Annotated in this window: 26 protein-coding genes; 15 read left to right on the top strand and 11 right to left on the bottom strand. The window is 70.9% G+C overall.

From position 1 onward, the window contains the following. Positions 1 to 7: 7 nt before the first annotated feature. On the bottom strand, positions 8 to 322 hold the full coding sequence (locus ACZ5PB_RS21820; RefSeq protein ID WP_468693368.1) for a winged helix-turn-helix transcriptional regulator: 315 nt from the start codon (positions 320 to 322) through the stop codon (positions 8 to 10). 139 nt (positions 323 to 461) lie between these two features. Here ACZ5PB_RS21820 and ACZ5PB_RS21815 point away from each other — a divergent pair, with 139 nt between their 5' ends. Together ACZ5PB_RS21815 and ACZ5PB_RS21810 are read left to right on the top strand one after the other, a co-directional pair. Next, the gene (locus ACZ5PB_RS21815) at positions 462 to 1,094 is read left to right on the top strand and encodes a carboxymuconolactone decarboxylase family protein (protein ID WP_468693367.1); all 633 of its coding nucleotides are present in this window, start codon (positions 462 to 464) and stop codon (positions 1,092 to 1,094) included. Continuing rightward, on the top strand, positions 1,091 to 1,384 hold the full coding sequence (locus tag ACZ5PB_RS21810; RefSeq protein ID WP_468693366.1) for a DUF1330 domain-containing protein: 294 nt from the start codon (positions 1,091 to 1,093) through the stop codon (positions 1,382 to 1,384). Before ACZ5PB_RS21815 ends, ACZ5PB_RS21810 begins: the two co-directional genes overlap by 4 nt. A 33-nt stretch (positions 1,385 to 1,417) precedes the next feature. Here ACZ5PB_RS21810 and ACZ5PB_RS21805 read toward each other — a convergent pair whose 3' ends face one another. Then, positions 1,418 to 1,972, bottom strand: a complete 555-nt coding sequence (locus ACZ5PB_RS21805; RefSeq protein ID WP_468693365.1) for a DUF1453 domain-containing protein — start codon at positions 1,970 to 1,972, stop codon at positions 1,418 to 1,420. Between the two features lie 83 nt (positions 1,973 to 2,055). Between ACZ5PB_RS21805 and ACZ5PB_RS21800 the strand changes: the two genes are divergently transcribed. Next, positions 2,056 to 2,670, top strand: a complete 615-nt coding sequence (locus ACZ5PB_RS21800; RefSeq protein WP_468693364.1) for a TetR/AcrR family transcriptional regulator — start codon at positions 2,056 to 2,058, stop codon at positions 2,668 to 2,670. A 515-nt stretch (positions 2,671 to 3,185) separates the two neighbouring features. Here the strand turns inward: ACZ5PB_RS21800 and ACZ5PB_RS21795 are convergent. The 5 genes from ACZ5PB_RS21795 to ACZ5PB_RS21775 form a co-directional block, all read right to left on the bottom strand. After that, positions 3,186 to 5,192 carry an ABC transporter ATP-binding protein gene (locus ACZ5PB_RS21795; protein ID WP_468693363.1) on the bottom strand — a complete coding sequence of 669 codons (2,007 nt, stop codon included), beginning with the start codon at positions 5,190 to 5,192 and terminating at the stop codon, positions 3,186 to 3,188. Next, the gene (locus ACZ5PB_RS21790; RefSeq protein ID WP_468693362.1) at positions 5,189 to 5,332 is read right to left on the bottom strand and encodes a hypothetical protein; all 144 of its coding nucleotides are present in this window, start codon (positions 5,330 to 5,332) and stop codon (positions 5,189 to 5,191) included. The genes ACZ5PB_RS21795 and ACZ5PB_RS21790 overlap by 4 nt, the downstream gene beginning before the upstream one ends. Positions 5,333 to 5,678: 346 nt before the next feature. Next, the gene (locus ACZ5PB_RS21785) at positions 5,679 to 6,413 is read right to left on the bottom strand and encodes a S1 family peptidase (protein ID WP_468693361.1); all 735 of its coding nucleotides are present in this window, start codon (positions 6,411 to 6,413) and stop codon (positions 5,679 to 5,681) included. A 47-nt stretch (positions 6,414 to 6,460) separates the two neighbouring features. Beyond that, the gene (locus tag ACZ5PB_RS21780; RefSeq protein WP_468693360.1) at positions 6,461 to 6,736 is read right to left on the bottom strand and encodes a hypothetical protein; all 276 of its coding nucleotides are present in this window, start codon (positions 6,734 to 6,736) and stop codon (positions 6,461 to 6,463) included. 247 nt (positions 6,737 to 6,983) lie between these two features. Continuing rightward, positions 6,984 to 8,147 (bottom strand): serine hydrolase domain-containing protein, encoded by a 1,164-nt coding sequence (locus ACZ5PB_RS21775; protein WP_468693359.1) that lies wholly within the window; start codon positions 8,145 to 8,147, stop codon positions 6,984 to 6,986. Between the two features lie 270 nt (positions 8,148 to 8,417). On the opposite strand from ACZ5PB_RS21775, the gene ACZ5PB_RS21770 reads away from it, so the two are divergent. From ACZ5PB_RS21770 to ACZ5PB_RS21740, 7 genes are all read left to right on the top strand, one after another. Next, the gene (locus tag ACZ5PB_RS21770) at positions 8,418 to 8,897 is read left to right on the top strand and encodes a nuclear transport factor 2 family protein (protein ID WP_468693358.1); all 480 of its coding nucleotides are present in this window, start codon (positions 8,418 to 8,420) and stop codon (positions 8,895 to 8,897) included. A 242-nt stretch (positions 8,898 to 9,139) separates the two neighbouring features. Then, positions 9,140 to 10,105, top strand: coding sequence for an LLM class F420-dependent oxidoreductase (locus tag ACZ5PB_RS21765; protein ID WP_468693357.1), 966 nt, complete (start codon positions 9,140 to 9,142; stop codon positions 10,103 to 10,105). A gap of 81 nt (positions 10,106 to 10,186) precedes the next feature. Next, the gene (locus ACZ5PB_RS21760) at positions 10,187 to 10,582 is read left to right on the top strand and encodes a hypothetical protein (protein ID WP_468693356.1); all 396 of its coding nucleotides are present in this window, start codon (positions 10,187 to 10,189) and stop codon (positions 10,580 to 10,582) included. An 80-nt stretch (positions 10,583 to 10,662) separates the two neighbouring features. After that, positions 10,663 to 11,337 carry an HAD family hydrolase gene (locus ACZ5PB_RS21755; RefSeq protein ID WP_468693355.1) on the top strand — a complete coding sequence of 225 codons (675 nt, stop codon included), beginning with the start codon at positions 10,663 to 10,665 and terminating at the stop codon, positions 11,335 to 11,337. Positions 11,338 to 11,710: 373 nt separating this feature from the next. Beyond that, entirely contained in the window at positions 11,711 to 12,457 is a 747-nt protein-coding gene (locus ACZ5PB_RS21750; protein ID WP_468693354.1) for a TetR/AcrR family transcriptional regulator, read from the top strand. A 65-nt stretch (positions 12,458 to 12,522) separates the two neighbouring features. Continuing rightward, a complete protein-coding gene (locus ACZ5PB_RS21745) occupies positions 12,523 to 14,451 on the top strand; it encodes a S9 family peptidase (RefSeq protein ID WP_468693353.1) in 1,929 nt (642 codons plus the stop codon). Positions 14,452 to 14,517: 66 nt separating this feature from the next. After that, positions 14,518 to 15,159 carry a DUF3159 domain-containing protein gene (locus tag ACZ5PB_RS21740; protein ID WP_468693352.1) on the top strand — a complete coding sequence of 214 codons (642 nt, stop codon included), beginning with the start codon at positions 14,518 to 14,520 and terminating at the stop codon, positions 15,157 to 15,159. A gap of 28 nt (positions 15,160 to 15,187) precedes the next feature. Here ACZ5PB_RS21740 and ACZ5PB_RS21735 read toward each other — a convergent pair whose 3' ends face one another. From ACZ5PB_RS21735 to ACZ5PB_RS21725, 3 genes are all read right to left on the bottom strand, one after another. Next, complete coding sequence (locus tag ACZ5PB_RS21735; protein ID WP_468693351.1) at positions 15,188 to 15,370, bottom strand: hypothetical protein; 183 nt, start codon at positions 15,368 to 15,370, stop codon at positions 15,188 to 15,190. Positions 15,371 to 15,436: 66 nt separating this feature from the next. Further along, entirely contained in the window at positions 15,437 to 16,744 is a 1,308-nt protein-coding gene (locus ACZ5PB_RS21730) for an ABC transporter ATP-binding protein (protein WP_468693350.1), read from the bottom strand. A gap of 62 nt (positions 16,745 to 16,806) precedes the next feature. Continuing rightward, positions 16,807 to 18,504, bottom strand: a complete 1,698-nt coding sequence (locus ACZ5PB_RS21725) for an ABC transporter permease (RefSeq protein ID WP_468693349.1) — start codon at positions 18,502 to 18,504, stop codon at positions 16,807 to 16,809. Positions 18,505 to 18,945: 441 nt separating this feature from the next. Between ACZ5PB_RS21725 and ACZ5PB_RS21720 the strand changes: the two genes are divergently transcribed. The 5 genes from ACZ5PB_RS21720 (at position 18,946) to ACZ5PB_RS21700 (ending at position 24,937) form a co-directional block, all read left to right on the top strand. Next, positions 18,946 to 19,623, top strand: coding sequence for a response regulator transcription factor (locus ACZ5PB_RS21720; RefSeq protein WP_468693348.1), 678 nt, complete (start codon positions 18,946 to 18,948; stop codon positions 19,621 to 19,623). Positions 19,624 to 20,059: 436 nt separating this feature from the next. Continuing rightward, a complete protein-coding gene (locus ACZ5PB_RS21715) occupies positions 20,060 to 21,424 on the top strand; it encodes a sensor histidine kinase (protein ID WP_468693590.1) in 1,365 nt (454 codons plus the stop codon). A gap of 56 nt (positions 21,425 to 21,480) precedes the next feature. Continuing rightward, on the top strand, positions 21,481 to 22,731 hold the full coding sequence (locus ACZ5PB_RS21710) for an LCP family protein (RefSeq protein ID WP_468693347.1): 1,251 nt from the start codon (positions 21,481 to 21,483) through the stop codon (positions 22,729 to 22,731). Positions 22,732 to 22,772: 41 nt separating this feature from the next. Next, the gene (locus tag ACZ5PB_RS21705) at positions 22,773 to 24,116 is read left to right on the top strand and encodes an FtsW/RodA/SpoVE family cell cycle protein (RefSeq protein WP_468693589.1); all 1,344 of its coding nucleotides are present in this window, start codon (positions 22,773 to 22,775) and stop codon (positions 24,114 to 24,116) included. 47 nt (positions 24,117 to 24,163) lie between these two features. Next, a complete protein-coding gene (locus tag ACZ5PB_RS21700) occupies positions 24,164 to 24,937 on the top strand; it encodes a glycosyltransferase family 2 protein (RefSeq protein WP_468693346.1) in 774 nt (257 codons plus the stop codon). 32 nt (positions 24,938 to 24,969) lie between these two features. On the opposite strand, the gene ACZ5PB_RS21695 is transcribed toward ACZ5PB_RS21700, so the two are convergent. Further along, positions 24,970 to 25,473, bottom strand: coding sequence for a GNAT family N-acetyltransferase (locus ACZ5PB_RS21695; RefSeq protein ID WP_468693345.1), 504 nt, complete (start codon positions 25,471 to 25,473; stop codon positions 24,970 to 24,972). Positions 25,474 to 25,487 lie beyond the last annotated feature (14 nt).

The raw sequence follows: 25,487 nt of genomic DNA, 5'->3' as shown, positions 1-25,487 counted from the left end.
GTCATAGTCAGGTCGCCGTGGGCTCCTGATCGTCATGTTCCTGCTCCTGCTCCTGATCCTGCTCCTGCGCCCAGACGGCCGCCCATTCGTCGAGCGGGCGGAGGGCGTGGCCGAGTGCGGTTCCCAGCGGAGTGAGCTCGTAGCCATCGGCCGACGCGGCGATGATCCCGTTCGACGTGAGTTCGCGGAGCCGCTGGTAGAGGACGCTCGACGACATGCCGTCGCACCGCGCCAGCAGTGCGCGGGCGCCGAGCGGGCCCGACCGGAGCTCCCAGAGGACTCGCAGCGCCCACCGGCGGCCGAACAGGTCCATCGCGGCCATGATCGGCCGACCGGTCGTCGATCCCCGAACTGGCCGTCCTGGATGCGGCGTTGGCATACGCCTCCTTGCGTTTCGTTTTTCGAAACACTAGCATCCAGTCGGCGTTTCTGATTTCGAAACGACCTCGAAGGGAGAGCCGATGTCACGGATAGCCCTGCTGGAACCGCCGTACACCGACCGGGCCGGTGCACTGCTCGCGCGCATGATGCCCGGAGAGGCCGAGCCGATCGGGCTGTTCCGGATGTTCGCCAGAAACCTCCCGATGGCCGGCGCCATGCACGGGTGGGGTCGCTACGAGCTGGGCCGGCAGCTGACGTTGACCATGCGCGAACGCGAGATCGTCATCGACCGAACGTGCGCGCTGTGCGGCTGCGAGTACGAGTGGGGCGTGCACATGATGACGTACGCCGAACGCATCGGCCTCACTCAAGAGCAGGCGACTTCGCTGGTGCACGGCGGCCCCGCCGACGAATGCTGGACGTCCGAGCCGGAACGGCTGCTCATCCTCGCTGCCGACATGCTGCACGAGCGTTCCGACATCGACGACGCGTTGTGGGCACGTCTCACCTCGTCCTTCGACGAGCTCCAACTGCTCGACCTGCTCCTGCTGTGCGGGTGGTACCACGCCATCAGCTTCGCCGCCCGCACTGCTCGCGTACCGCACGAGCCCGGCGCACCACGCTTCGCCGACTTGGAACTTCGCCGGGACCGAGCAATCCGAACGCCCATCCGAAGCCGGACACCCCCGGCCGAACACAGGAGGTTCCCATGACCAAGGGCTACTGGGTCAGTGTCTACCGCGTCATTTCCGACCCCGAGAGGCTGGCTGCCTACGACAAGCTGGCCGGTCCGGCCGTCAAGGCCGGGGGCGGGCGGCTCCTGGCCAGTGGTGGCCGAGTCGTCGCCCATGAAGCCGGAAACACGCAACGCGTCGTACTGATCGAGTTCGACAGCTTGGAACAGGCCGTCGCGGCCTACGAGAGCGAGGCGTACCAGAAGGCGCTGGTGACCCTCTCCGACGCCGCCGAGCGTGACTTCCGCATCGTCGAAGGCCTCGCCTGACGGACCTTGATGGTCGCGGCGAGTCGGCCGCCCTCAGATGCGCGGCCGCTGGAAACGCGACCTCTCGGAGCCTGACCTCTCGGAGGCCGACCTCTCGGAGGCAGACCTCTCGAACCGACGCTTCTCGGGCGCGAAAGGGGCTCCCGTGGCCAGTCCACGGGAGCCGACCACCAGGGCCTCACCCAGGAACCCGACACCGATCGACAGGTTGATGGGCCTCGCTTCCGCCTGCATGCCCATGTGGACCGCGAGGAAGCCGAAGGCGGCCATCACCGCGAGGGTTGCGACGATGACGAGGAACGTCTTGCCGGTGTAGCGCTGATGGACGATCCCGTCCTTCACGTAGACCCGGATGGTGGTGCCGCGCACCGCGCCGAGCCCGATACCCAGCAACGCACCGGCGATGACCCAGCCGATGTCCGTACCGGTCAGCCCCTTCACCTCGGTCAGCGCCCAGATGCCGAGGCCGGTGAGGATCAGCGGTGGGGCGAACAGGTCCCGGGCGTTGAGCGGTTCGCCCATCAGTCGCTTGATCACCACGGCGACCGCCCCGACGGCGATGATCGTTACGAGTAGCCACGTGTCCACTGCCGCACCCCTTTTGATCCCGGTCCGCCCATGCACCTGCAAGGCGCGAGTTAATTTAGCTCACCCGTGCCATAATGGCCAACATGCCAAAGATCGTCGTAGCCGAGACCCGCCGCCAAGAGGTCGCGCAGGCCGTACTCCGCATCGTGAGCAGGGACGGACTGGACAGCGCCTCGCTGCGCAACGTCGCCAAGGAGGCCGGACTGGCCATCGGTTCCGTACGGCACTACTTCGCCGACCAGGCCGAGTTGATGATTTTCACGATGGAGGAACTGCGGCAGCGCATCGACCGCCGGATCCGCAGCCATGCCGAACCGCTCCTCGACCCGGCCGCGAACATCGACCGCCGCACCCGCACCGAGGAACTGTTCGCCGAGTTCCTTCCCCTCGACCCGGCACGCCGTGAAGAAGCGGTGCTCTGGCTGGCGTTCGTCACCGCCGCGCACACCCGCCCCGAGTTCCGGCCCTGCGCACGCCGGATGCAGGAGGAGATGCGCGAGCTGATCACGCGCGTACTGCACGAGGCCCAGCGGGCAGGTGGCCTACCCGGCGAACTCGACATCACTCTGGAAGCCGAACGCCTGACCGCGCTCCTGGACGGCCTGACCCTGAGCGGCGCGCTCCATCCCGTTCAAGTGGCGCCGGAAACCGCACGCGCGATCCTCCACCACCACCTGAGCACCCTCACGAGAACCTGACCGTGGTCGCGCGGCACCCGTTACGGGTGTCCGGCGAGGGCGTGAGGCACCGGGCGTGAGATGCGTGAGGCGAGCGACTCCGTGGGCCAGCAGAGCCAATTGAGGAGTCGGCTGGTGACCACGAACCAGTGGACGCTGATTCGGCCCTGCTCCTTGTCCAGGACAGGTGGGGCTCCATCCCGGTAGACGTAGCGGAGGTATCGGCGACGGGCCGGCGCTCCCGCTATCAAGAGCACCGGCGAGGTGGCGAGGATGGCGACCGGGATCAGGACCCTCGCTGCAATGAGCTTCGCTTTCTCCTCGTACCGCATGCACTCAGTGTGCTGATCCTCAACGTCGCTTGCCAGCCTGCCAGCCTGCCAGCCTGCCTGCGGGGTTTGGTGCTGGGACGGGCGGCGTTACGGGTCGAACCGGTCGGTGATGAGCGCGGTGGCGCCGAGTCACACCGCGTTCCGGGTCGTGGCGTACGGCGCTGCGGGCGGGATGGGCGGGACGGGCTGCGAGGGGGGTGCGGATCATGTCGGGTCCGGGGCGTCTACGGTGTCCGCGACGCTGGGCGAGGCAGGCCTCGGGGCGGTCGGCGTCGGGGCGTACTGGGCCGCCTGGGCGTCGAACATGGCGGCGTACCGCCCCCGCGCGCCCATGAGTTCGGCGTGGTTGCCGTGTTCGGCGAGCTGTCCCTGGTGGAGGACGTAGATGTGGTCGGCGTGGCGGACGCCGGACATGCGGTGGGTGACCAGGACGACGGCGCGGTGCGGGTCCGCGAGGCGGCGGATGCGGTCGAACGCCTCGATCTCGGCCTCGGGGTCGAGCGCGGAGGTGGGCTCGTCCACGATGAGGACGCTGTCCGCCCGGGACGTGGTGGCGCGCCAGTGCGTACGAGCCAGGCCGACCTTCTGCCACTCCCCGCCGGACAGTTCGATCGCCCCGCGGAACATCCGGGCCAGCAGGCTGCCCAGCCCGCCGGGGAGCTTCGCGACGACCGGCCCCGCGCCCGCGTAGTCGACGGAGGGTTGCAGCTCTTCGGGCCCGGCCTCCTGGGCGGGGCGACCGATCCGGACGTTTAGCCCCGCGGTCACGGGCCAGCGCTCGAAGTCCTGAGTGAGCAGCGTGACGCGGTCGAAGACCTGTGCGCGGTCCAGGGAAGCCACGTCGGCATCGCCCCACCGCACCGTCCCCTCCTGTGCCAGCAGCAATCCCGACAGGACCTTCATCAACGTGCTCTTGCCGGAGCCGTTCTCACCGATGATGGCGGTGACCGACCCCATGGGCAGCGTGAGCGACACCCCGTCCAGGGCGGGAGCGTCGCGGTCCGGATAGCGGTACGTGACCTTGTCGAGGTCGACCTGTCCGACCCGGGCGGGGACGGGACCGCCGCCGCCCGGGACGGTCCGCTGCCCGGCCTCCGCCAGGAAACGGCTGTGGTCGCGCACGTAGAGGGACTCCTCGTGCAACTGGTTCACGTTCATCACCAGCGCACCCAGGCTCGCCGAGCCGGAGCCGACCGCGACCACCGCGGTGCCGGCCAGAGCCAGACTCATGTGCCCGCCGGTGATCAGCCAGAACATGATTCCGTACGTTGCCGCCTGGGCGAGCCCGGAGAGCGCGGAAGCCACCCACTCGGTGACCGCCTTGCTCTTCGCCAGCCGCGCCTGCTCGGCCTCCGCGCTCTCGGCCATGCGCGCGTAGCGGTCGAGCAGGAAGTCGCCGACGGCGTGGATCCGTACTTCCTGGGCAGCGGTGCGCTCGGTGAGCAGACTGCCGATGAGACGGCTGGCCCGGACGTGCTCGATCCAGCTCATCACCGATACGTACCGCTCCTGGGCCACTCGCATCGCGCCCCAGCCACGCGGCGCCGCGATGAGCAGGAGCATCGGCAACAACGCCGGGTGCAGCACGGTGAGCACGCCGGCCGTGGAGATCAGCGAGATCGTCCCGTTCAGCGCGGCCACACAGGCGCCGACCATGCGGCGGGCGGAACTGGCGCCGTACTGGGCGACGTCGATCTGCCGCCGGAACGCCGGGTCCTCGATGGCCTCCAGCTCCACCGACACCGAGGCGGCCAGGTACTGGGTGGTGGCGATCCGCTCGACCAGAGGCTCAAGACGGCCCGCGTGCGAAGTGGACCACCCCGCCAGCACCGAGTTGACCACGAGCGCACCGAGCGCCACGAGAAGGCCGGGCAGCAGAGCGTGCAGCCGCTGCTGCGGCGTGCCCTCACCGAGCAGCCCGTGCATGATGCTGTTGAGCGCGAGCAGCACGACGGCGCCGGCGATGCCCTGGCCGACCTCGCTGACCATCACGGCGCGCAGGGAGCGCCGGTTCGCCCGCCACGCCAGCCGCAGGGTCACGCCGACCAGCGCGGGCATGGTGCGCAGCGCGGACAGCATGGTCAGGTCGAGTCCCGCGTGCTCGTGCTGGGACCAGCCCATGTCGTACCGCAGCGGACCCCCGAACAACTCCTTCTCCGCGTCGGAGACTTGGGGCTCGGCCATCCGTACGCGTCCGAAGAACCTCTTCACCGGGTGCCTCCCGAGGCAGGCCGGTCCAGCGCCCGGTACGACTCGGCGTCGTCGTACGGCTCATAGGCCCGGAGGCACCACCCACCTGCGACGGTGAGCCGGCGCAGTGCGGCTTCCGCATGCGGTTTCCTGCGGCTCATTGCCCTCCCTCGTGTGTCAGCAGCTCGACGATGGGTCGTCACCGTGACGGGGTCCGTGGGCGAGGGCGCCGGCGGCATCGGCCGCGGCGAAGGCGAGCAGGGGGCAGGGCTTGCTGCTAGGTGTCGGAGAGGGGACGCCCGTATCCGGTGAGCAGAGCGTCGCGCAGCTCGGGGTGGTCTGGCCAGACGGAGCTGTGGAGTTTTACGAAGTCGCCGACGAGCGGCCCGGGGCCGACTTGCCACGAGGCCCCCGGCGGCACGGCCCGGCGCTTGCTGATCGCAGGCGCCGGGCCGGGAGACCCTCGCGCGCCGTTCCCGGCGCGGTCGAAATGCCTTGCCCGGCGGGCTACTTGCCCGTCACTCGGCGGATCCAGGCGAGCTCCCGGGAGATCTCCCCGGCCTCGGCGAACTCCTCGCGGTCGGAGCCGTTGAAGACACCCAGGAGGACTTCCTCGCCCTGCGGGGCGACGCTCATCACCGGGCCGCCCGAGTCGCCCCCGGCGGGAATCCCGGTCACCTTCTGCATGCAGAAGTCCGTACCGCCCGGCTCGGTGCTGCGCGCGCAGCGGGGATCGCCGGAACGCACCACCTTCAGGTCCGACTGCTTGAGTACGGGGGACTGGCACGCGCTCTCGTCGTTCTCGCAGGTGGCGCCCCAGCCGTACTGCCGGACGGCCTGTCCGGGGTGGACGCCGGTGGTGGCCAGGCGCGCCGTGCGGACCTTCATCGGCGGGACCTTGACGAGCATCATGTCGGCCTGCGCGCTGTCTGTACGCTTGCCGGGTACCGGGCGGACGGTGTTGCCCTTGCGCATGTCGAGGTTGCCGACCTTGAAGGCGATCCGCTTGTCGGCGACCGGCTGCCCCTGCTCGAAGAAGCAGTGCGAGGCGGTCAGGATCCACTGATCGGCGACCGCGGTCCCGGTGCAGGCCGGCTTGCCGTCGACGAGCATCCGCACCGCCCATGGGCCGTATGTGCTCTTCGACCCACCAATGACCGCGGAGGCCGGGCCGGTGGACACCACCAGACCCGTCACCAGCAGGAGGGCAGTCAGTAGCAGTGCACGAACGCGACGCACCATCCGGAACAACTCCGTTCATCTCATGGGGACTCAGGCTGTACGGACCGTCAGACAGCCTCTGAGGAGGGTCGGTTCCACGAGACGCCGATTTCTGCATCGGTTCGCGTGCTTCCGAGGTTCCAGTGGGTACGGCGCTCAGCGGCGGCGTGCCACCAGCCTGGTGGGGATGGGCCGGTGACCTCGGCGGTCGGTTGGCCGGGGTGCAGCCCGAGGCGTCGTAGCGCGTCGGGGTGGACCCGGACGGTGAACCAGCCGTGCCAGTGCCCGTCGGGGCCGACGCCGCAGGCCAAGTCCCAACGGACTTCGTCCGCGGTAAACGGCATCCAGTCGACACCGCGGTCACGCAGTCAAGCGCGCGCGGCGGCCATCGGGTGGAGACGGCCCACGTTCTCGTAGGCAGCGATGGTGATCCAGTCGGTGTTCGACGTAGCCATGTCCATGTCCATGTCCATAACGGCCAGCGTAGTGCTGCGGCGATTTGGTGCGGCAGCGGCGTGGCGTGGCGTGAGCTGGTGCTTTGTCCACGGCCCGCACACCGTCGTCCCGGCCCCGAGGGGCCGTCCCGTCGACTCAGCGGTTGAAGGCGGGGAAGGCGAAGCGCTGGGCGAGGGAGAGGCCGTCGGTGTGGGCGTCGGTCGCGGTGACCGAGTAGACCACGCTGCGCGACAGGTCGCGGGTCGCCGCGACGACCGTGTGGTAGCCGGGGCGGGCGCCCGTCTTGCCCCAGACCTCGCGGCCGTTCACCACGAACGTCTCCAGCCCTGCCCCGTACCGCGCCCCCGGCACCCCGGCGGGCAAGGTGAACATCTCCTTCAACTGCGCCTGCGGCACCACCTTCCCCCGGAACAGCCCCACGAGCAGCCGCTCCAGGTCGGGCAGCGTGGAAATCATGTCCCCCGCGGCCTTCCGGTCGGACATGTTCCACTCGGTGACGTCGACGAGCCGGCCGTCCATGTCCTCGTAACCCCGGTTGTGCGGGCCGTGGATGCGGGGGTCGGGCCCGGCGGGGAAGGAGGTGTCGCGCATGCCCAGTGGCTTGAGGACGTGGACCTCGGCCTGGTGGGCGTACGTGTCGCCGGTGACCTTCTCGACGATCATGCTCAGTACGACGTAGTGGATGTTGCCGTAGTGCTGCTCCTTGCCGGGCGCGTGTCCAGGCCCCTTCGCCACGGAGTACGCGACGACCTCCTCCGGCGGCAGGGTCTCGAAGCGGCGCGGATACATCTCGTCGACGCTGCCGCCGAGGCTCTTGCCGGGCTTGAGGCCACTGGTGTAATTGAGCAACTGGCGTACGGTGATGGGCTCGAAGTCGTCCGTGAGCAACCCCGGCAGATACTGCTGCACGGTGCCATCCAGATCCAGCTCGCCCCTCGCCACGAGCTTCAGTACGAGAGCGGCGGTGACCACCTTGGTGGTGGAGCCCGCCCGGAACCGGCCGTGGTCGATCGCCTTCGCGCCGGTACGGAGATCCCGCACCCCGGCGCTGCCCCGCCAGCTTCCCTCCCCGCCGACGCGAATGCCCGCCGAGATGGCGGTCCTGTCGGGCAGCCCCGCCAGAGCCTTCTCCAACGCGGCCCGGTCCGGGCCGTGGGCGGGCACCGGGGCGAGCGCGCCAAGGCTCCGCGCCCCGGGCACGGGTAGCGCGGGCGCGGCGAGCGCGGGGGCGGCGAGGGGCCCGGCGGCGAAGGCGAGGACGAGGGAGGCGGCGAGGACGGTACGGGTGCGAGGGCTCACGGGGATGCTCCAAGGCGGGTGCGTCGGGGCGGCGTCGAAGATCAGCGCCGCGGTACGCCTCACATCGTGCTGCCCGCCGGTGCCCGAGGGGTCGTCACCGCGAACGACACGGCCCCGGACCGTACCCCCACCAACTCCCCTTGCTCGGCACGGGTGTTGTCCGGGATCCACCCTACGGAGAAGTGCCGCCCGGGCCCCTGCGTGCGCTACGCACAACGCGATGTCCGATTGCCGCCAGCAAGATCCTCCTGTGGTGATCATGCTGGCGGCATGAAGATGTCATCCACTACGGACTCAGCGGCAGTCCTCACCGGCATGTACGCGGCTGAGGCGGAATACCTGGCGGCAGGCGGCCCCGGCGAGGCCTCGTTCGACCGGCTCGCCCCTTTCTTCGCGCCGGATGTCGAGCTGCATCAAGCAGATGCTCTGCCCTATGGCGGCACTTGGCGCGGGCACGAGGGCCTGACGCGGTTCTTCCTCACGATGGGGGAGGCATGGGAGTCGTTCGACATGGTGGAGCAGGAGTTCCTGGCCACCGGTGAGACCGCGGTCGTGCTCACACAGGTCCGCGCCCGCGCTCGTGCGACCGGCCGTGAACTCAGCTTCCCGATCCTGCAAGCGATCACGGTCAAGGACGGGCGGATCACCGAGGTCCGCCCGTTCTACTGGGACACGCGGGCCATCGCCGACGCCTGCGCCGCGCCCACACCGACAGACTCCGCACCGACAGAGTCCACACCGACAGAGTGAGGCCGTCAGCGAACCCGCCGGCCCGAGCAGGCCCCCCGCCGCCTCGTCGTCGTGGGTCGTGGGTGTCGGTCTGCCGGGTGGTCTCCCTTGGGCCCTGACCGGGGCTCCGGCCTGCGGCCCGGCGTGTTCGTTCCAGCCCCGGCGGTGGGCGAGTCCTCGCCGGTCCGCCCGCCCCGGGGCGGTGTGGGGCCCCGGGGGTGGGGCCGCGTTTGGGGGGCGACAAGACTGGCTACACGTACTCAATGGTGCAAATTGGCTACACAATGATGACCGAGCAGGCAGGCCCCCGTGCGCTCGTCGACGACGTGGTCGCCGCGGAGAGGGCCGGTTTCGACTTCTCCGTGACGTCCGACCACTACTTCCCGTGGCTGGACTCGCAGGGGCACGCGCCCTATGCGTGGAGCGTGCTCGGCGCGGCGGCACAGGCCACCGAGCGGATTCCGCTGATGACGTACGTGACCTGCCCGACCGTCCGCTACCACCCGGCGGTGATCGCGCAGAAGGCGGCGACCATGCAGCTTCTGTCCGGGGGCCGGTTCCGGCTGGGCCTCGGCTCCGGGGAGAACCTCAACGAGCACGTGGTGGGCGCGGGCTGGCCGACGGCCGGAGTCCGGGTCGAGATGCTCGAAGAGGCGGTGGAGATCATCCGCGCTCTCTTCGCCGGTGGCAACGTCAACCACCAAGGAACCCACTTCGACGTAACGAACGCAAAGCTCTGGGACCTCCCCGACGAACTGCCGCCGATCGGTGTGGCGGTCTCCGGCGAACGGTCCTGCGCGGTGGCCGGACGTCTCGCCGACCTGGTCATCGCGACCGAGCCGAAGGCCGGACTGATCGAGTCCTTCGAACGGCACGGCGGCAGCGGCAAGCCCCGGGTGGGCCAGCTGCCGGTCTGTTACGACCCCGACCGCGACGCGGCGATCGCCCGCGCGCACGATCAGTTCCGCTGGTTCGCGGGCGGCTGGCCGGTGAACGCGGAGCTGCCGGGGCCTGCGGGTTTCGCCGGAGCCACCCAGTTCGTCACGGAACAGGACGTGGCGGAGGCGATCCCCTGCGGCGACAGCGTGGCGGACTTCGTCGACGCGGTCCGGCCGTACGTCGAGGCGGGATTCACCGAGATCGCCCTCGTCCAGGTGGGCGGCGAGCATCAGCGCCCCTTCATCTCCTGGGCGGAGAAGGAACTGCTGCCCGCCCTGCGCGAACTCTGAGCCCCGCCCACGCCGAGACCCTCAGCTCTCCACCATTCGCTTGAGCGAATCGCGGTGCGACCGCAACGAAAGGTACCCCCCATGAACGCCGCTTCCCCCGGCCCCGCTTCCCCCGACCTGGTGCAGGTGATCCTCAGCGACTGCGCCGCCGACGACGCCGCCGCCGTCATGGGAACACTGGCCTCCGCGTTCCCCTCCGGCCGGTCCTCGGACAGCCCCGGCCGGTCCCCGGCGTCTCCCGGACAGGGCGCGGGCTCCGCCACGTGGTCCGAGTCCTTCGTCGCCGCCGAGTCCCCGGACGCCCTGTCCGGTACGTCACTGAAGGGCCCGGTCACCGCCGAGCTCCAGGGCGCCCCGGTGGCGGTCGGCCGCATCCGCGACGCCCTCGCGTCGGCCTGCTCGGTCGAGGAGCAGGGCTCGGTCTCCGGCGACCAGGAGGTGGAGCTCCAGCTCCGCCTGACCGCCCCTGACGCGTAAGGCACGTACCTCCCGACCCTCGACCTCCGCCCCCGCCCCCTGCTCCCGGGGCACCGCACCGCCTCCGAAGGGAACCACCCATGACCCGCGCGGCGCTCTTCGACGTCGACGGCACGCTCACCGACACCAACCACCTCCACGTGGTCACCTGGTGGGAGGCCTTCCGCCAGGCCGGTCACCAGGTGTCGATGCACGCCATCCACCGCGCCGTCGGCCTCGGTTCCGAGGATCTGATCAGCCATCTCCTGGGCGAGGACCACGACAAGGACGAGGACGACACGCTCAGCGCCGCGCACACGGCCCTGTACGGCCAGTACTTCGAGCGGCTGCCCGCCCTGGACGGGGCGAGCGAACTGCTGCACACGCTGCACTCCCGGGGCTGGCGCATCGTCCTGGCCACCTCGGCGGGCGGCCCCGAACTGAAGGCGCTGCTGCGCGCGATCGACGCGGACGACGTCATCGCCGGCGTCGCGAGCGCGGACGACGTGGCGCAGGGCAAACCTGCCCCCGACCCGGTGCACCGCGCCCTGGAGATCGCCGGGTGCGAGGCCCGCGACGCGGTGTTCGTGGGGGACACGGTGTGGGACATGAAGGCAGGAAAGAAAGCGGGGGTGCACACGGTCTCCCTGCTCTCGGGCGGAATCCCGCGCGCAGACCTCCAGGAGGCGGGAGCGGAGGAGGTGCACGACGGCCCGGCGGAACTTCTCGCCGGGCTGGACGGGAGCGTGATCGGCAGGTTGGAGCGCGGGGAGTAGCGACGGCGCGGGCCCCCAGGCTCGCGACGCCGGCCGGAAGGCGGGCGCGGATCTGCTCGACCGTCCCGTGGACCCGCAAGGTCGGCCGTGGCCAGCGCTGACAGCACGCGCTGCACCGGACCGGAATCAGCGGGCGCTTCAAACGAGCCGGGCAGGCTCCGCGTGTCCGCGATGCGGTCGAGCCGGAGATCCGGTCCTCACCGAATTCGCTGTGCCGTCCGACGCGGTCGGTGTAGCGGATCGAGACCGGTCGGTGGCGGCGTACGGCCTCGGCGATCGTGAGCAGGGCAACCGGCCACTGCTGTTCCGTGACCCCGACGGCAACCGACGCGGGGGACCCCTTGCCAGATGTCACTAAGTGACATAGTGTCGTTTGAAGACATCGGGAGAAGGGGTGGCGTACGACATGGTGGCGGCGAAGCGCACCGGTGGCGGGATGAGTGATCAGCGGCGGGAGCGGCTGCGGCTGGAGATCTCCCGTGAGGCGGCCCGGCTGTTCTGGGAGCAGGGGGTGGCCGCCACCAGCGGCGACCAGATCGCCGAGGCGGTCGGCCTGTCCACCCGCACCATCTGGCGGCACTTCCGCAGCAAGGAGAGCTGCGCCGAGCCGGTCGTCATGCAGGGCGTCGTCACGCTGTTGAGCGTGCTGCGCAGCTGGCCCCGGGAGATTTCGCTGGAGGACCATCTCACCGAGCAGCTCACCGGGATCCGCGAAGGGACCCAGCCCGTCAGCATGGCGGACGAGATGCTCGCGATGAAGATGATCCGGCTCGCCGATACCGAGCCCGCGCTGCGTACGGCGTGGCTGATGGCCTGCGACCAGACGGAGCGTCAGCTGTGCGTCATCGTCGGCGACCGCCTCGGCAGGCCGGCCGACGGCCTCGATGTCCGCCTCCACGCAGCCGCGGCGGCCTCCGCGATCCGCGTGCTGGACGAGCACATCGGCGCGGCCGTGCTCGCCGAGGCCGACCTCACGGAGTTCCGTGACGTACCGGCCCTCGCGAGGCGGTACGCCGACGCGATCCGCACCGCCACCGGCGGGGCCGTCGGCGACCCCGCCGCCCATGAGCCGCAACCCCGGTCACAGTGCGGGCGGCCTGGCGAAGCGAAGCCCGCGTAGCCCTGGCAGTCCGCGTAGTCCCGACAGCCCTGATGGCCCTCGACGGCCCGACCAGGAGTGCACGCATGCCCACTGTTCCGAACGAGAAGCCCCCCGTCCCGTACGCCCTCCCCCTCCTCGCCGTCGAAGACCTCGTCGCCTCGCCCACCCGCGCCGCGGCCTGCATTTCGCCGGACGGCACCCGGATCGCCTACCTGGCTCCCTGGCGCGAACGCCTCAACGTATGGGTGGAGAGCCTCGACGCGGGCGCGACCGGCGAGCCCGCGCGCTGCGTCACCGCCGACGACAACCGCAGCGTCATGACCTTCCTCTGGACGGACGACCCCCGGTGGCTGCTGTACGCACAGGACGGCGACGGCGACGAGAACTGGCACCTCTACCGGGTCGACCTGGACGACCCGGACGCCGGGCCCGTCGACCTCACCCCCTTCCCCGGCGCCACGGCGGTGGGCTGCGAGACGACGGCCGCCCGCCCCGGCAAGGTGCGGCTGCATCTGAACCACCGCAACCCCCTTGAGTTCGACCTCTGCGAAATCGACGTGCCGAGCGGCGAGTTGACGACGGTGGCGCAGAACCCCGGCCGGTTCACCGGACTCCTGTCGACGCCGGGCGGGGAGCTGTACGCCCAGACCTGGCAGCAGAACGGCGACATCGACCTCGCCCAGTGGGACCCCACGACCGGCGCGCTGCGCCCGGTCACCACCTTCGACGGCGCCGAACACCCGCTGGGCGTCAGCCCGTTCCAGCCCACGCCGGACGGCCGCGGCCTGTGGATCGCCGACTACGGCGACACCGACCGCCTCGGCCTCGCCCGCCTCGACCTGGCCACCGGCACCCGGACCGACGTCGACCGCCACCCCGAGTACGACCTCGACACCCGCAACACCGTCTTCCCCGGCATGCCGGGCCCGCTGATCCTCGACCGGCGCACCGGAGAGCTGCTCGGGGTGCGCTACCTCGGCGAACGCCAGGCCGTCCACGCCCTGGACCCGCACTTCGCGGCGGTACTGGAAAGGCTGGAGAAGCTGTCCGACGGCGAACTGGCCGCCGTGTCCAGCGATGTGAGCGGGCAGCGGTGGGTGGTCAGTTTCAGCCACGACCGCGACCCCGGCGTCACCTACTTCTACGACCACACCACCGGCGAAAGCCGGTTCCTCTTCCGGCCGTTGCCCCACCTGGACCCCGAAGTCCTCGCCCCCATGACGCCCGTCACGATCACCTCCCGCGACGGACTGCCCCTGCACTCGTACCTGACGCTTCCCCGCGGGCTCGAACCGGCCGGGCTGCCCCTGGTGCTGCTCGTCCACGGCGGTCCCTGGCACCGCGACAGCCACCGCTTCGACCCCACCGCCCAGTTCCTCGCCAACCGCGGCTGTGCGGTGCTCCAGGTGAACTTCCGGGGCTCGACCGGGCACGGAAAGGCCTTCCTGCAAGCCGGAGTCGGGGAGCTGGCGGGCAAGATGCACGACGACCTGATCGACGCCGTCGACTGGGCCGTCCGCGAGGGGTACGCCGACCGCGACCGCGTAGCGATCTTCGGAGCCTCGTACGGCGGGTACGCGGCCCTGGTGGGCGTCACCTTCACGCCCGACGTGTTCGCCGCCGCGATCGACTTCTGCGGCATCTCCAACCTGGTCACCTTCCTGCGGAACGTGCCGGAGTTCGTGAAGCCGTCGCTCTACAACAACTGGTACCGGTACGCGGGGAACCCCGAGGACCCCGCCCAGGAGGCAGACCTGCTGGCCCGTTCCCCCATCAGCCGGGTCGACGCGATCCGCACACCGCTCATGGTCGTCCAGGGCGGCAACGACGTCCGCGTCGTCAAGTCCGAGTCAGACCAGATCGTCGAGGCCCTCCGGGCCCGGGGCGTGGAGGTCGAGTACATGGTCAAGGACAACGAGGGCCACGGTTTCGTGAACCCCGAGAACAACATCGACATGTACCGCGCGGCCGACCGCTTCCTCGCCCGCCATCTCGGCACGCGCACGGCCTGAGACACCGCAGCACACGCTGTCAGCACACGCCGGACTCCCCCCACCTCTCCAGGAGTTGATTCCGCGATGACCGAACCCATACCCCCCACCGCCAAGCCCACCGCCCTGGAACAAATGGGCGGTGCCACCGGCGCGGTCTACACGATGCTGCCGATCGTGGCCTTCGTCATGGCCAACGCCTCCCTCGGCCTGATGCCCGCGATCTGCATCGCCCTCGGCGTCGGAGCGGCGCTCTCGGTCCTGCGACTGGTCCGCAAGGAACCCGTACAGCCCGCCCTGTCAGGCCTGTTCGGCGTCGCGGTCGCCTCGTTCGTCGCCTGGAAGACCGGCTCGGCCAAGGGCTACTTCCTGCTGGGCATCTGGTCGAGCCTCGTGCTGGGCGGCGTCTTCCTGCTCTCCGTCCTCGTACGCCGCCCCCTGGCCGGCATCGTCTGGGGCGCGCTCAACGGCACCGGCACCGCCTGGCTGAAGGACAAGCCGTCGGTCCGCTACTACGACATCGCGACCCTCGCCCTCACCGGCGTGTTCGCGGCCAGGTTCGTCGTCCAGCAATGGCTGTACGAGGAAGACGCCACGGGCTGGCTGGCCTTCGCGAGGATCGCCATGGGCTACCCGCTGCTCGCGCTGGCGCTCCTGGTGGTCGTGTGGGCAGCCCGGCGCTCGGGCCGACGGCTGAAGTCACCGGCCACCGCACCCGCCGCTTCCTGACCGTCTGTCTGTCTGCCCGTCCGTGCGTTCAGGAGTCGGCCCGGAAGTCGTCGGGGACGATACGCAGCTTCTGCGCGACGCGGGCGAGGGCCTTCTGGCCGGCCGCGGTGAGCGAGTCGAGCACGTTGCGGCGTACCGCGTGCAGGTGCGTGGGCGCCGCCAGGTGCACGATGTCGAAGCCGGGGCCGGTGAGTTCGGCGCGAAGCTGCACGCGGGCGTCACGGTCCTCGGCCTCCCCGCCATGCGCGTGGAGATTCGCGTCACCGCCGTCGTCGGATCAGGAAACTGAACTGTGGTCCTCGCGGGGCAGCAGCAGGACCCCGTCCCTGGCGTCGTACTCGAAGAGTTCGGCGTAGCGCCCCCAGGTGATCGCGAGGGCGAGCTGCTGCGCCGATGCCTGCTCGGAGGAGCCGGCCCGCAGCCGGTCCGTGACGAGGTGTTCGCGCAGCTGCCCGCTCGCCGAGGCCGTCAGCAGCGTGCGGACGGTGGCGATGAGCGGGACGTTGGCGAGCACCGCGGCGGCGAAGAGGCGCTTGCGGGTGAGGATGTCGGCGCGCGCGAAGCCCCGCCCCGGGGCGGTCAGGCGCAGCTCGCCCGCGTCGACCCTGGCGTACGCGAGCAGCTGCGCGGCCTCCACCAGTGGCATCAGGTCGTCGACCTCGTACGACAGTGCGTCCGCGAGGGCGGGCAGGGCCAACGCGCCGCCGTGGCCGTCGAGTTCCTCCAGGAGACCGGTGAGTTCCTCCACGTTGGCCTGCGGCAGCGGGGCCGCGGCCCGCAGCGGGTCGTGGGTGCCGAGGGCGGCGGGGGCGTCGGCCCGCTCGCCGGTCAGACACTCGTACGCGTCCTCGATGAGCGCCTCGAAGCCGGGGGTACGGCGGTTGCGGGGCCGGGGGAGGCCGACGTGCAGCTCGGCCTCGATGGTGCCGGGGCCGGTGCCCAGGATCAGGATGCGGTCGGCGAGCTGGACGGCCTCCTCGATGGAGTGGGTGACCAGGAGCGCGGTACGGGTGGGGCTCTGGGGGCGGGTGAGGAGTTCGAGGAGTTCGTTGCGCAGGGTCTGCGCGGTCAGCACGTCCAGCGCGGAGAACGGCTCGTCCATCAGCAGCACGTCCGGCTCCACGACCAGCGCGCGGGCGAACCCGACGCGTTGGCGCATGCCGCCGGAGAGCTCCTTGGGGTAGGCGTTCTCGAAGCCGTCGAGACCGACCGTGTCGATGGCGGCGAGCGCCAGTTCGCGGCGTGCGGCGGCGCCCGTCCCCTTGGCCTGGAGGCCCAGTTCGACGTTCTGCTGCACGGTGAGCCAGGGCATCAGGGCGAACGACTGGAAGAGCATGGCGGTACCCGGATTGGGTCCGTCCACGGGAGCGCCGCGATAGTGCACGGTGCCCGAGGACGGGGCGAGGAGCCCGGCGATGTGCCGCAGCAGCGTGGACTTGCCGGAACCGGACTTGCCGAGCAGCGCGACGATCTCGCCCTCGCGCAGCGTGAGGTCGATGTCCTGGAGCACGGGCAGTACGTCGCCGGTGGGCGAGGCGAAGTGCTTGTGCAGCCCGCTCACGGTGATCACGTCGGTGGTTTTCATGGCGTCGCTCCTGGGGGAGAGGTGAGGGTGAGCAAGGGGCGCGGCTCGGCCGGCGGGCGGGGTCACAGCGCGCACCGCCGCTGGGCGTACGCGTACAGCCGCCGCCAGAGCAGCCGGTTGATGATCACGACGTACACGCTCATGAGGACCGCGCCGAGGAAGTTGCGGGCGAAGTCGCCGGAGTCGGTGGCCTGGGCGATGTACGCGCCGATGCCGACGGCGGTCAGCGTCGTGGTGCCGTAACTGACCAGCTCACCGGGGATGGACGCGTTCCACGCACCGCCGGACGCGGTCAGCGCACCGGTGGTGTACGCCGGGAGGATTGCCGGGAGGATCAGCTTCTGCCAGCGCAGCGGGCCCCGGAGCCCCAGGTCGTCGGCGGCCTCGCGCAGGTCGCCGGGGATGGAGCTGGCACCGGCGATGACGTTGAACAGCACGTACCACTGGGCACCGAGCGCCATCAGCGCGATGGCACCCCAGTTCAGGGAGATGCCGGAGGCGTGCAGGAACAGCACGGCCAGCGGGAAGAGGAAGTTGGACGGGAAGGACGCGAGGACCTGGACGACCGGCTGGGCGACCCGGTTGACCTTCGGGTTCATCCCGATCCAGACGCCGATCGGCACCCAGAGGAGGGTGGAGAGCACCACGAGGACCATGACGCGGCCGTACGTGATCAACGCGAGCCAGGCCGCGTGGCCGACCTCGCCGAGCGGGACGTTGTCCAGGATGTAGCCGCAGGCGCGCCACAGCACGACCGCGACGGTGGCCGTGTACAGGACGTGGAAGACGGCGTCGGCCAGCCTGCGGCGGGCCGGATCGTGGTGCAGCCGTCCCGGACTGGTGCCCAGTACGCGCATGGCGCGGTCCAGGCCGTCGGCGGCCGGCCGCAGCAGCCGGCCGAGCAGCGAGGGCAGGGTGGAGCGGCGCAGCAGATCGAGGAACCAGCTGCGGGGCTGCTCGGCGATCTCGCAGTCCTCGGTGCGGAAGCGCTCGGCCCACGCCGTGATCGGCCGCCAGAAGAAGAAGTTGACGGACACGACCATCGCGATCATCACGACGACGGCCAGGGCGACCCGGCTGCCCTCGCCGTTGTCCAGTGCCTGCGCCACGTAGGAGCCGACGCCGGGCAGGCCGTTGTCCCGTCCGTTGACGCTGATCGTCTCGGACGCGGACAGCGCGAACCAGGCGGCGCCGAAGCTGATCATGCCGTTCCAGACCTGGGCGATCATGCCGCTGGGCAGGTCGAGCTTCCAGAACCGCTGCCAGCGGGTGAGGCGCATCAGCCGGGCCGCCTCGTCCAGCTCCTTGGACTGGGTGGTGAGGGACTGGTAGAAGGCCATCGTCATGTTCCACACCAGTGCGGTGAACACGGCGAACACCGACGCCATTTCGAGGCCGAGGGTGGAGCCGGGGAACATCGCGATGAAACCGGTGACGGTGATGCTCAGGAAGGTGAGCACCGGCACCGACTGGAGGATGTCCACGGCCGGCACGATCACCTTGGCCGCACGCCGCGAGCGGGCGGCCCAGGTGCCGAAGACGAAGGTGAAGAGCACGGCCGGTACGAGCCCGGCGAACATCCGCAGCAGCGAGCGCGCCGCGTAGTACGGCAGTTTGGCCGGATCGGTGGACACGACCGGGGGCCGGTTCGCGTCGTAGGGCTGGTCGGCCGTGGCACCGACCCGTGCCACGAGGTAGAAGACCGCGATGACGCCGAGCAGTACGAGTACGTCGACGGGGCGCAGCCGGGCGACGCGCACGGTCGCGGGGGAGCGGTCAGGGCGGTCAGGGCGGTCAGTAGTGAGGGACCGGCGGAATCTGGACATGAGGGAACCCGGAAGGTTGTGCGGGCACCACGGCACGGCGCGGCAGTGTCGCGCGGCACGGGCCCGGAGGGGGAGGGGGCGGCCGACCGCACCCCGGGCCCTTCAGACCTGGTGTACGGCGGTGCGGAACCGCGGCAGTCCGGCGGAGTGGGCACGCGCGGACTGTCGGGACGTACGACTGGGAGGGTCGCTGTACGGCACAACGACCACCTCCTCACATCCTCGGGCGGCGCGCTCCCGGCGCCGCCCCTTCACCCTGACCCGCCGACCCTGAAGGCAGTCTGAGGGTCCTGAAAAGGCCTTCAGTTTCCCCGTTCCCCCCTCGAAGGACGGGGTCGTTCGCCGCGCAATGGCGGGATATGTGACATTTGAGCCGTGAAGATCCTGGTCATCGAGGACGAGCAAGCGCTCGCCGACACCCTGCGCCGAGCCATCTCCGCCGACGGCCACTGGGTGGACGTCGCCCACGACGGGCACAAGGGCCTGGAGCTGGGACTGACCGGCGGCTACGACGTCATCGTGCTGGACCTGATGCTGCCCGGCCTCAGCGGCCTGGAGGTCTGCCGACGCCTGCGTGCCGTGGACGAGCACGCGCTCGTCCTCATCCTCACCGCGAAGGACGGCGAGTACGAGGAGGCCGACGGACTCGACGCCGGTGCGGACGACTACCTCACCAAACCGTTCTCGCTCGTCGTGCTGCTCGCCCGGCTGCGCGCCCTGGGCCGCCGGGCGGGCCGAGAACGCCCCGCGACCCTCCAGGTCGGCGACCTCACCCTCGACGTGGCCGCCCGCCTGGGAAGACGCGGCGAGCGGACCGTGGAACTGACCGCGCGGGAGAGCGAGGTACTGGCCTGCCTGCTGACCGCAGGCGGCGGCACCGTGTCCAAGCAGGACATCCTCGACGAGGTCTGGGACTCACCCTCCGACCTCGACCCCAACATCGTCGAGGTGTACGTCAGTTCACTGCGCAAAAAGATCGACACCCCCTTCGGCCGCCACACCATCCGCACGGTACGCGGCATCGGCTACCGGCTGGCCCCCGATGAAGCGTGACGCGAACGGCCCGGTCGCGGGGGACGGGACCGGCACACCGCTGCCCGGCGACGGATCCGGAATGCCGCCGGGCGGTGAGTCGGGCCCGCGTGACACGCCGGACGGCGGCCGGGATCCGGTGGGGCCGGCGGGCGGCTCGCCTCGGGCGGGTGCGGGTGCGGGTGCGGGTGCGGGTTCGGCGGCGGACGCGGGAGCGGGCCCGGATGTGCAGACGGGCGGCGGACCGGGCTCGGGCGTGTCCCGTCGGGACGGTCGGAGAGGAGATGGCGGGGCCCGTCCGCGTGTGCTTCATGGGAGCGGTCCGCAGGATCACGGTGGGGCGCGGTCGGGCGTGCTTCCGGGGGGCCGGTTCCGGTGGGCTCGCGCGTCCCGCCGCTTCCGGCCCCGGGTGCCTCGTAGCCTGCGCGCCCGTGCCACCTTCGCCGCTGTGCTCGTCATGGTCGTGGCCCTTTCGGTCGGTGGTGGCTGGCTCTACGTCATGCTGCGCGGCAACCTCGCGGACAGCACCGCCGCCCGTACCGAGCTCGCCGCCCGGCAGGCCGTCGCCGACATCGCCGCCCGACCGGGGCCGCTGCCCTCCGACATGCCCGAACCGGAGGGCGGGGTCGACGCCCTCGTCGTACTGGACGACCGGGGCCGCGCCCTGACCTCCACCGCCCCCGGCGCCACCGCCCGCGCCGCCCGCCTCGCCGGGTTCCGCCCCCCGCCGGGCGAGGACTCCGCCGTACGGGAGTTCCCCGCCGATCCCGCCCTGGCGGCCGCCCACACCAGCCTCGTCGCCGTCGTGAAAACCCCCTCACCGCACGGCGAGCGCTACGTCTACGCCATGACCGTTCTCAACGCCGAGTCCGACGCCCAGCGCGCGCTCGCCGTCACCCTCCTGGTCGGCGGCCCCATCGTCACCGTGCTCACCGGCCTCATCGCCTGGTCCGCGACCGGTGCCGCGCTGCGGCCCGTCGAGTCGATGCGCAGAGAACTCGCCGACGTCACGCCCGACCAGCTGGACCGCCGGGTGCCCGCCCCGGGTGGCCGGGACGAGATCACCGGCCTCGCCGAGACCGTCAACGACACCCTGCGGCGGCTGGAGGAATCGGTCACCCGCCAGCGCCAGTTCGTCGCCGACGCCTCCCACGAACTGCGCAACCCCATCGCCGCCGCCCGCGCCGAACTCGAACTGGCCCTCCTCCACCGCCCCGACCCCGAGACCGCCGCCTCGCTGGCGCAGGCCCTGGGCAGCACCGTACGGCTGGAGCACATCGCCGCGGACCTGCTGCTCCTGGCCCGCCTGGACGCCCACCGGCCGCCCGTCGTGCAACTCGTCGACCTGTCGCTGCTGGCGGCCGAGTCGGCGGCCCGGCGGCGCTCGTCGCGGGTGCCGCCGACGCTGGACGCCGACGACCCCGTCCTCGTACGGGCGGATCCCGGGCAACTGGAGCGGCTGCTGGCCAACCTGCTGGACAACGCCCAGCGCTTCGCGGACCACGAGGTACGCGTCACCACCGGCCACGACCCCGCCACCGGCGCCGCCCTGCTCGAAGTCGTCGACGACGGGCCGGGCATCGCGCCCGGGTCGCGGGAGGAGGTGTTCAACCGGTTCACCAGGCTGGAGGCGGACCGCAACAGGGCCAGCGGAGGCACCGGCCTGGGCCTCGCCATCGCACGCGAGATCGCCCGTGCCCACGGCGGCACCCTGCGGGTGGAACCCAGCGAGCGCGGCGCCCGGCTCACCCTGCGCATGCCCCCGGCCGGGACCCCGGCTGGCACCCCGGCCGGCACCCCGACCGGTTCCGGCGCTTCCTGAAGGCCCCTTCCGGATCCTCAGGAACGGCTCAGGAAGGGGACTTCAGGATCGTCCCCATGCCCCAGCACCGAGCCGACAGCCCCCGCCCAGGCCACCGCCGCGTGCGCCCCGCGCGTCCGAACCGGCGCGCTCGGCGCCGCAGGCCCCGGCTCGGCCGCACCCTGCTGACCCTCGCCGGAGTACTCGGGATCTGCGGCGGCGCGGCCGCCTGGTACCTCTACCGCGAGATCGACAGCATCGGCTCCTCCACCGCCCTCGGCGGCGACGCACCCAAGTCGGAGAAGGGCGCGACGAACATCCTCCTCATGGGCCTCGACACCCGGAAGGACCTGAACGGCGAGGAACTCCCCGCGCCCGTCCTGGAGAAGCTCCACGCGGGCAGCTCCTCGATCGGCGGCTACAACGCCAACACGCTGATCCTCCTGCACATCCCGGCCGACGGCGGCAAGGCCAAGGGCTTCTCCATCCCGCGCGACGACCTCGTCGACATCCCCGGATTCGGCAAGGACAAGATCAAGAAGGCGTACGGCCTCGCGAAGGCCGCCGAGGAGGCCCGGCTGCGCGGCCAGGGCGCGAAGGACGGGCCCGAGCTGGAGCACGCCGGCCGGGAAGCGGGCCGCACGTCCCAGATCCGTACCGTACGGGAGTTCCTCGGGGTGCCCGTCGACCACTTCGCCGAGGTCAGCCTGGACGGCTTCTTCCGCCTGGCCGACGCGCTCGACGGGGTGGAGGTATGCCTCAGCAAACCCGCCAAGGACCGCTACTCCGGCGCCGACTTCCCGGCGGGCCGCCAGAAGCTCGACGGGCAGCAGGCCCTGGCCTTCGTACGGCAACGCCACGGTCTGACCCGCGGCGACCTCGACCGCACCCGCCGCCAGCAGGCATTCCTCGCCTCTGCCCTGCACCAGGCGAACAGCGTGGGCACCCTGACCAACCCCGCCCGGCTGCTCGAACTCAAGGACGTGGTGAAGGACAACGTGGTCCTCGACGAGGGCTGGGGGATCCTCTCCTTCGTGCAGCAGGCGAAGAACCTCACCGGCGGCAAGGTGGAGTTCACCACCCTGCCGGTGGAGAGCTTCGCCAAGCACCACGGCGAGGACGTCAACATCGTCGACCGTGACCTGGTGCGCCGACGGGTCCAGGAACAGACCAGCGGCACACCCGGGCCGGGGGCCACGGACGGACCCGGCGAGAAGTCCGCACCACGGGGCGCCGACAACAAGCCGGTGAAGGAGCAGAAGGAGGAGCAGGAGAAGCCGGGCCCCTCGGACAAGGTCGCCGGCGGAGGCGTGCCGTGCGTGGACTGAACGCCCCCCGCCGCCTGGACGCCCGCCGAGCGGAGGCCCTGATGCTGGCGCTCGGTCTCGCCGTCGTCGTCCTCGGGTACGTCGTCGCGAGCCTGGCCAGGACGGGGGAGCTGCCCGCGAACCCGGTCGGTTTCGCGCTCTCGCAGCTCTGTCTCGTCACCGTCGCGCACCTCGCGGTGCGCAGGTTCACCCCGCACGCCGATCCGCTCATCCTCCCGATCGCCTACCTCCTCACGGGCCTGGGCCTCGTCCTCGTCCAGCGCCTCGACCTGTCCTACGCCGAACGCTTCGGCTCGGCGCCCGCGAGCGGCGGACAACTCGTCTGGACAGTGCTGGCGGTGGCCGTCGCCATCGTCGTCCTGGCGACGCTGCGGGACTACCGGCAGCTGCAGCGCTACCTCTACGTCACGATGGCCGCGTCGCTGGCCCTCCTCATGGCGCCCGCCTTCTTCCCCGGCGACACCTACGGCGCCAAGCGCTGGGTGTACCTGGGCCCGCTGTCCCTCCAGCCGGGCGAGTTCGCCAAGCTCGGCATCGTGACGTTCTTCGCCGGCTTCCTGGTGCTCCACCGCGACGCCCTGGCTTGCACGGGCCGCAAGTGGCTCGGCATGACACTGCCGTACGGCAGGCAGATCGGTCCCCTCGTCGTGGTCTGGCTGACCAGCCTCCTCGTCCTGGTCCTCGAACGCGACCTCGGAACGTCGTTGCTGTTCTTCGGCCTCTTCGTCGCCATGCTGTACATCGCCACCGAACGCACCAACTGGGTGGCGTGCGGCATCGCCATGACCGTCGTGGGCGCCGTCTCGGTCGGCGCGACCGAACCGCACGTACGGGGCCGGATAGCCGCCTGGCTGCACCCCTTCGACATCTACCTCCCGCCCGACCAGCGCCCGGCGGGCCTCGTTTCCAGCCAGGCCGCCGAAGCCCTCTTCGGCTTCGGCAGCGGCGGCCTCACCGGTACCGGCCTGGGACAGGGCCACCCCGAGCTGATCGGCTTCGCCGGGCGCAGCGACTTCATCCTCACCACGGTCGGCGAGGAACTCGGCCTGGCCGGGGTGATGGCGGTGCTGCTGCTCTACACCCTCCTCGTCACCCGCAGCTTCCGTACGGCACTCCTCTGCGGCAACCCCTTCGGAACACTGCTGGCCGCGGGGCTGTCGCTGGTGCTCGGGTTCCAGGTGTTCATCATCACGGCAGGTGTGACGGGACTGATGCCGTTCACCGGGAAGGCCCTGCCGTTCCTCGCCCAGGGCGGCTCGTCGATGGTCGCGAACTGGCTGCTGATCGCCCTGCTCCTGATCGTCAGCCATCAGACCCGCCGGGACCTGCTCCACACCGACCGGAGCCCTGGTCCACGACGACCGTGTGCGGTTCCTACCCGGTGACGGTGCTTGAATGGGCCGTCGTTCCTGGTCTTGCAAGGAGAATCGCTGTGCCCTTGGTGTCCGTCATCATGCCCGTGTACAACTCGGCGGCCACTCTCGGCGCCGCCGTGAGATCGGTGCTCACCCAGACCCACGGTGACCTGGAGCTGCTGGTCACCGACGACCGGTCGACTGACGGCTCCATGGACCTGCTGCGCGAGTTCGCCGCGCAGGACGAGCGCGTCCTGCCGGAGTCGTCACCCGAACAGGGCGGAGCCGGCCGGGCGCGCAACCTCGCGATGGAGCGGGCCCGCGGCGACTACATCGCCTTCCTCGACAGCGATGACATGTGGCTCCCGGAGAAGACCGAGAAGCAGCTCGCCTTCGCCAAGGAGGGCACTGCCCCGCTGACGTTCACCTCGTACTACAAAATGGACGCCGACCACTCAGGCGAGAGCACCGACTGGGTTCCGAACGGGCGGGTGATCCGTGCGCGGGAGCACGTGACCTACCGCGAGATGCTGGTCCAGGACCACATCGGCGCCCTGACCGCCATGTACGACCGCAACGTCCTCGGCACCAGGCTGATGCCGCAGATGCGCAAGCGTCAGGACTACGCGCTGTGGCTGAGCATCATGCGCGACGGCGCGGACGCCCGGGGCCTGGCGGAGCCGCTGGCGGTCTACCGGGCCCAGCAGGCGGGATCGCTGTCCTCCAACAAGCTGTCCCTGGTGAAGTACAACTGGGAGCTGTACCGCGAGCACGCACACCTCTCGGTCCCGCAGGCGACACGGGCGCTGGCCGGCGCGGTGTGGCAGTCGGTACGCAACTCGCGCATCTAGGGCGTGTCCTGGCGCGGGCCCGGGCGGTCGGCTCACTCAGGCGGGCGGGCCTGGCCCGTACGGCCTGCCCCGCCGCCCGGAACCAGCTCGTGGACGAAGTGGTGGTGCGGGCCGATTCCGGGGACGGTGTACTGGTCCCCGACGGCGGTGAACCCGTGGTGCCGGTAGAAGCCCGCTGCGGCGAGCCGGCCGCTGCACCAGACGAGCCGGCCGCCGCGTTCCGCGCAGGCCGCCAGGCCGGCCCGCAGTACGGCCCCTCCGTAACCTCGACCGCGTTCGTGCGCGGCGCTGGCCATTTTCCGCAGCCGCCACACTCCCTCGGGCGCGAAGGGAGCCAGCGCGCGGGTGTCCGGCAGGGGTTCCGTACTGAAGGTGGCGCAGGCGGCGAGGTCGCCGCTGCTGGTACGGGCGGCCAGGTGGAAGGTGTCCGGGAGCAGGTCGGCCTCGGTGAGGGCGCTCTCGCGAGGCTGACCGGGCCGCAGGACCTGCTGGCGCAGGTCCAGGATTTCCTCGACCGAAGCGAGGGTGACGTACACGGTGAAACCTCTCC

It is taken from the genome of Streptomyces sp. NPDC032721 (assembly GCF_055579625.1).
This window is presented reverse-complemented; position numbering and strand designations above follow the sequence as displayed.